The sequence below is a fragment of the Bradyrhizobium sp. 14AA genome, assembly GCF_054185205.1.
Genome location: NZ_JAVAYM010000106.1, coordinates 1 through 507 on the forward strand (window position 1 = coordinate 1; position 507 = coordinate 507).

1 protein-coding gene is annotated in these 507 nt (G+C 32.7%); it reads left to right on the forward strand.

Features of this window, described 5'->3' with window-relative positions; translation table 11 throughout:
- On the forward strand, nucleotides 1–198 hold a 198-nt coding region (locus tag RAD15_RS43530; protein ID WP_458184817.1), incomplete at its 5' end, for a hypothetical protein.
- Nucleotides 199–507: the final 309 nt, after the last annotated feature.

Below are 507 nucleotides of genomic sequence, written 5' to 3' on the forward strand. Positions count from 1 at the left end.
AGGAATAAGAAAATGCACAAAGCAGAATATATAGAGTGTCCATATTGTGAACATGTCCATTCTGATTATCATGATTATTTAGAGGTTGGTGATCTAGGAGGAGAATTTAAAATGAATTGTGTGGGGTGTAAAGAGCAGTTTAAAGTAGATTTCTACAGCGTTTTTTGGTTCGAAACAAAAAAGAAAAAAGAATTATAGAGTCTATTAAATCGAGAAAAGTAATTTTCTTAAAGAAAGGGAAGACATATTAATGTGGATTCAAGGACTATTTGCGGTTCTATGTGTAGTTAGTTTCATATCGTTTTGTATTTTTACAGGGATATATTTGTTTTGGAAGAAAACTGATGAAGTAGCTATTGCAGTATATGGAAGCGCAATCCTTACAGGAGCAACCTCGATCACAATAAACATTTTGTAGAAGGAGTTGAGGGTATGTCAACTAAGTATACGGCTCTACGTGGCAAGGTAGTTATTAAAGAAGAGTTTATAGAACTGGTTAATTTAATT